The 4,977-nt window shown below is 70.0% G+C and carries 5 protein-coding genes; all 5 read right to left on the bottom strand.

Features of this window, described 5'->3' with window-relative positions; all coding sequences use genetic code 11:
* Positions 1-1,217, bottom strand: a 1,217-nt coding sequence (locus DPV74_RS38945; protein WP_162923275.1) for an NADH:flavin oxidoreductase, incomplete at its 3' end; no start/stop codon positions are given.
* A 179-nt stretch (positions 1,218-1,396) separates the two neighbouring features.
* Positions 1,397-2,737 (bottom strand): type II toxin-antitoxin system HipA family toxin, encoded by a 1,341-nt coding sequence (locus tag DPV74_RS38940; RefSeq protein ID WP_119339126.1) that lies wholly within the window; start codon positions 2,735-2,737, stop codon positions 1,397-1,399.
* Between the two features lie 2 nt (positions 2,738-2,739).
* Positions 2,740-3,162, bottom strand: coding sequence for a helix-turn-helix transcriptional regulator (locus tag DPV74_RS38935; protein ID WP_119339125.1), 423 nt, complete (start codon positions 3,160-3,162; stop codon positions 2,740-2,742).
* A gap of 152 nt (positions 3,163-3,314) precedes the next feature.
* On the bottom strand, positions 3,315-4,439 hold the full coding sequence (gene ribBA, locus DPV74_RS38930) for a bifunctional 3,4-dihydroxy-2-butanone-4-phosphate synthase/GTP cyclohydrolase II (protein WP_119339124.1): 1,125 nt from the start codon (positions 4,437-4,439) through the stop codon (positions 3,315-3,317).
* Positions 4,436-4,977, bottom strand: a 542-nt coding sequence (locus tag DPV74_RS38925) for an alpha/beta hydrolase (RefSeq protein WP_162923274.1), incomplete at its 5' end; no start/stop codon positions are given. The genes DPV74_RS38925 and ribBA, both read right to left, overlap by 4 nt.

Below are 4,977 nucleotides of genomic sequence, written 5' to 3'. Positions count from 1 at the left end.
ACCCGGTTCGGCGCGGGGTCGTTCGGCTCGTGCAGGACGCACGCGGTGCCGCCCGGCGTGTACATCGACACGACACAACGGTTGCACGACGTGCAGCCCGACTGCGCGAGCCGGCCGTCGCGCAGTCCGTTGACGAAATCCGGCTCGAACACGAGCGCGCGGGCGAGCGCGACCGCATCGAACCCTTCGCGCATCGCCAGCTCGACGTTCCCGCGCGAACGCACGCCGCCGAGGTAAGCGAGCGGCATCCGGACGGACGCACGCACCTTCCTCGAGTGCTCGAGGAAATACATCTCGCGAAACGCGCCCATCTTCGGCTCGGTGAGTTTCTGCAGCGCCATCGCCGCACGCACGATCGCGTTGTCGGCGTTCGCGCGCGCGTCGCCGGGCAACGGGCTGCCGAACAGCTGCCACACCGATTCGACGTTCATCCCGCCGCTGAGCACGAGCAGGTGCGCGCCTTCGGCTTCGAGCCGCCGCGCGATCTCGCATGCGTCGTCGGCGGTTCCGCCGCCGCGCGCGCCTTCGGTCACGCCGATCTTGCAGACGACGGCGAGATCGCGGCCCACCGCGTCGAGCACGCGGCGCAGCACCTCGGCCGGGAAAGCAGCGCGCCGTGCCGCGTCGCCGCCGTACGCATCGCGGCGGCGGTTGTACAGCGGCGACAGGAACTGGCTGAGCAGATAGCCGTGCCCCATGTGGATCTCGACCGCATCGAAGCCGGCGTCGCGCGCATGGCGTGCGGCCTGCGCGAATTCGTCGGCGACCGCGGACATCTGGTCGCGCGTCATCGCCTGCTTCAGAAAGCGGCCGCTCATCACGCCGACCTTGTTGAAACCGCCCGATGCGCTCAACGGCCGTCGGGTCGACAGCGACGGCAGGAACGTGAAGCAGCCGCCGTGCGTGATCTGCGCGGAGGCGGCGGCGCCGTGGCGATGGACGGCGTCGGTCAGCGCGCGGAACTGGCGGACCGTCGGCACGTCGAGCCGTGCCTGGTCGACGAACGTGCGTCCGTCGTCGCTGATCGCGCAATACGCGACGGTCGTCAGCGCGGCGCCGCCTTCGGCGATGCGTTCGTGAAAACGGACGAGCGCGCGCGACGGCACACCGTTCGGCGTCATGCCCTCGTTGGTGGCTGACTTGATCAGGCGGTTGCGCAGCGTCAGCGGGCCGATCTGCAGCGGGCTGAACGCGGTCGTGAGGTCGGCGGATTCCATGAGGGGGCGGGGGGCGGGATTGGGCACGGCGACCATTGTGCGGCGGTGGCGCAGGCGCGCATCGTCCGGGTGGACGAGCCCGGCACAACCCGTTCCGGGCGGGCGCCCGGTTCAGTACATCGAAGCCTGCCACCGGACGCCAAAGCCCGCCCCGATCCCGACCGCCCGCCGTCGATCCGTCACGCGAGATCGCCTGCCCGGAGCTTGCGGACCTGCCGCCGCATCCCGTCGAAGATCGCATCCGCCACGTCCGCCGGAAATTCCGCCGGGATCTGCGCCGCGGCTTCCGCGATCGCGGGTTCCGTGCGAGCGACGACGGCCGCCATCGCGGCGTGCACGTCGTCTTCGGTCAGGCCGACGCGCCGGCCCTGCGCGACCCAGTGGCGCGGCTGGATCTCGCCGATCACGTAGTGCCGGTTCTTCCCGCACACGGCCATCGCGAGCCGCGCGCGGCGCGGCGGAAGCTGGTTGCGGCGCGTGCCGATGATCGGATGCGCGGACAGCACGTCGTACAGCGGCGTGCTGCGGTACGTGTTGCCGGGCAGGTGCGCGATGCTGAAGTTCTTCGCATGCCCGTCGATCGCCGCCAGCACCCAGAACACGAGCTGCGCGACGAAGAAATTCATCCGGTCGGGCGCGGCGTCGGCCGAATTGGCGAGGATGCCCATGATCGTGTCGATGCCCGGGCCGCCGTCGGATTCGTATTTCGCGCCCGACGGCGTGCCGGTCGCCTGGCACATGTCCTCCTGCGGCAACCGCAGGATCCACGTGCGGTCGCGCGAAGCACGCCGGTCGAAGCGCTCGACGATCAACGCCTTCTGGTCGTCGAACCGGCCGATGTCGCACGCCGCGACCGGCAAGCCGTACGCGGCGACGAGCTTCGCGCACAGCCATTCGTTTTCGACGGACGTCCGCATGTCGGCCTGCATGTTCCCGACACGCCCGAGCGGCAGCTTGAAGATGTGCGTCGTCGGCGTGCTGCCCGACGGCCGCAGCCAGCGGTTTCCCTGGCGCAGCAATGCCGTCTTTTCCTGCGCGCCGGCAATCGACAGGCGCAGGTCGCCTTCCGGCTCCGCATGGCCGGGCAGCGGCGCGGCGGTCGCGTGGCGCAGCACCTCGGCGACGGCCGTATCGTCGAGCGTCACGCCGTCGATCGTCTCGAGATCGATGGGCGTTTCGCCGGGCGGCAGCATCTGGATCGCGCCGACGCAATCGCGGCCGATCGACGCGAGCAATTCGAACGGCGCCGTCGACCGGAGCCGGTAACGCTGCGCGATGCGGCGGCGGATCGGCTCGCTGTCCGGCAGCAGGTTGTCGAAATAATCGGCGACGATCGCGCCCTGGTGCGGCTGGTTGCCGGGCGTGAAGGGCAGCGACAGCGACAGCGGCCGCCCCTGTGGATCGTCGAGCCAGGCCGGCAGGTAGACGAGACGCTCGACGCCGCGCCGGACTTCCCAGTAGCCCACCGGAATGCCGTTCATCCACAGGTCGAGCCGGTCGTGACGGGCACGCGTGGCCATCGTCACCAGTCCTCCCGCTTCGAAACCCGTGGCTTGCCGGGTGTTGCCGTCGCGGGCCGCTTGCGCGCGGCGCCGGTCGCGGGCCGGGCTGGATTTTTGGCGGCCGTGGTGCCGCGCGCCGCATCCGGCTTGCGTTTGCTCGCGGCGGGTTGGCGGACCGCCGGCGCGGCATCGGGCGCAGGATCGGCCGATGCCGCCGAAGCGTCCTGCGTGCCCAGCGCGAGCGTCATGCGCACGCCGAGCGTGTTCAGCACCTTGAAGAGCCGCTCGATGCTGACCGTCGACGGGTTGGCTTCGAGCTGCGCGTAGGATTGCTGCGTGACGCCCAGGCGGGCGGCCAATTGCGCCTGCGTGAGCCCCGCGGATTTCCGGAAGCCGACGAGTATCGGACGCAGCTGGGTCAGGGTCTGGACAGGAAAGGCCATCGGGCGCTCCGCGGAATGACAGGCGATCGTTTGTAATCGGAAAATACAATCTACAGCATGTATTGTCAAAATACAAACCAAAGACTGTATTCAACGAAAACAAACGATAGCCTGTCAAGCGGGCAACCCGCCGACCATTCCGCGGCAACGCGTCACGCCGCCCGCAGCGGGTTCGCATGCGCACTTCGCGCGCTTTCCGGATCGTCGTCGCCGAGCGGAATGAACGCCATGATCTCCAGGTCGTGTCCCGACAGCGCGGGCAACCGGAACGGGCTCGATAGCACGTTCAGCCGCCGCACGCCGAGCTCGCGCAGGATCTGCGAGCCGATTCCCGTCACGCGTCCGTCACGGCGCGCATGGCCGGCCGGCATCCGCATCGCGTCGCGGCGCATGTCGCAGTCGAGCAGCACCGCGACCCCGCAGCCGGCCGCGTCGATCCGTTGCAGCGCGGCATGCAGCGGCCACGAATGCGCGGACGGCTCCGCATCGAGCAGGTCGAGCAGCGAATGGCATTCGTGCACGCGCGTCAGCACCGGCGTCGACGGATCGGGCTCGCCGCGCACGAGCGCGAGATGCGGCGCGCCGTGCACGGTGTCGCGATACTCGATCGCACGGAATTGCCCCCACGGCGTATGCAGCGGCCGCTCGCCGACGCGTTCGACGAGCGATTCGTGTTCGCGCCGGTAATGGATCAGGTCGGCAATCGTGCCGATCTTCAGCCCGTGATGCGCGGCGAACGCCTTCAGCTCGGGCAGCCGCGCCATCGTGCCGTCGTCGTTCATCACCTCGCAGATCACCGATGCGGGCGTGAGCCCCGCGAGCGCCGCGAGATCGCAGCCGGCCTCGGTGTGTCCCGCGCGCACGAGCACGCCGCCCGGGCACGCGGCGATCGGGAACACGTGGCCCGGCTGGACGAGGTCGTCGGGGCGGGCGCCCGCCCGCACCGCCGCGCGAATCGTATGCGCGCGATCGGCCGCCGAAATGCCGGTCGTCACGCCTTCGGCCGCCTCGATGCTGACGGTGAACGCGGTGCCGAACGGCGTACCGTTGTGATCGGCCATCGGCGGCAGGCGCAACTGCTCGCAGCGCTCGGCGGTCAGCGTCAGGCAGATCAGCCCGCGCCCGAAGCGCGCCATGAAATTGATCGCTTCCGGCGTCACGTGATCGGCCGCGATCACGAGATCGCCTTCGTTCTCGCGATCCTCTTCATCGACGAGCAGGACCATCCGGCCCGCACGCAGCTCGTCGACGATCTCCCGCGTGCCGGCGATGCTCATGGCGCCTCCGTCGCGTCGAACGCGCGGCGCAGCGCGTCAGCGCCGAAGGTCAGCACGCGGTCGGCCGCATCGATCGCGCCGAGCATGCTGGCGAAACCGTGAAGCTGGCCCGGCCAGCGCACGACGGTCACCGGCGTGCCGGCCTGTGCGAGACGCAGCGCATACGCTTCGGCCTCGTCGCGCAGCGGATCGAATTCGGCGCTGACGATCGTCGCCGGCGCCGCGCCCGCGACGTCCGGCGCGGCGAGCGGGCTTGCAAGCGGCGATGCGCGATCGGCGCCGTCGTCGAAATAGTGGCGCTTGAACCAGCGCATCATGTCTGCCGTCAGGAAATAGCCGTTGCCGAGCGATTCGTACGACGGATGCTCGGTCGCGCAATCGACGACCGGATACAGCAGCAGCTGGTGCGCGATCGCGATGCCCGAGCCGCGCAACTGCAGCGCGGCGACTGCCGCAAGATTGCCGCCAGCGCTGTCGCCGGCGACCGCCAGCGCGCCGGTGCGTGCGCCGAGATCGCGCGCGCTGGCGGCGGCCCAGC

The organism is Burkholderia sp. HAN2018 (genome assembly GCF_024704855.1).
Classification (GTDB): domain Bacteria; phylum Pseudomonadota; class Gammaproteobacteria; order Burkholderiales; family Burkholderiaceae; genus Burkholderia; species Burkholderia cepacia.
Note: the sequence above shows the minus strand (reverse complement) of the source record. Positions and strands in the feature narration are given on the sequence as shown.

Excerpts from the sequence above, each read along its gene's own strand:
- DPV74_RS38940 (WP_119339126.1), bottom strand. The coding sequence starts at position 2,737 with ATGGCCACGCGTGCCCGTCACGACCGGCTCGACCTGTGGATGAACGGC.
- DPV74_RS38935 (WP_119339125.1), bottom strand. The coding sequence starts at position 3,162 with ATGGCCTTTCCTGTCCAGACCCTGACCCAGCTGCGTCCGATACTCGTC.
- ribBA (WP_119339124.1), bottom strand. The coding sequence starts at position 4,439 with ATGAGCATCGCCGGCACGCGGGAGATCGTCGACGAGCTGCGTGCGGGC.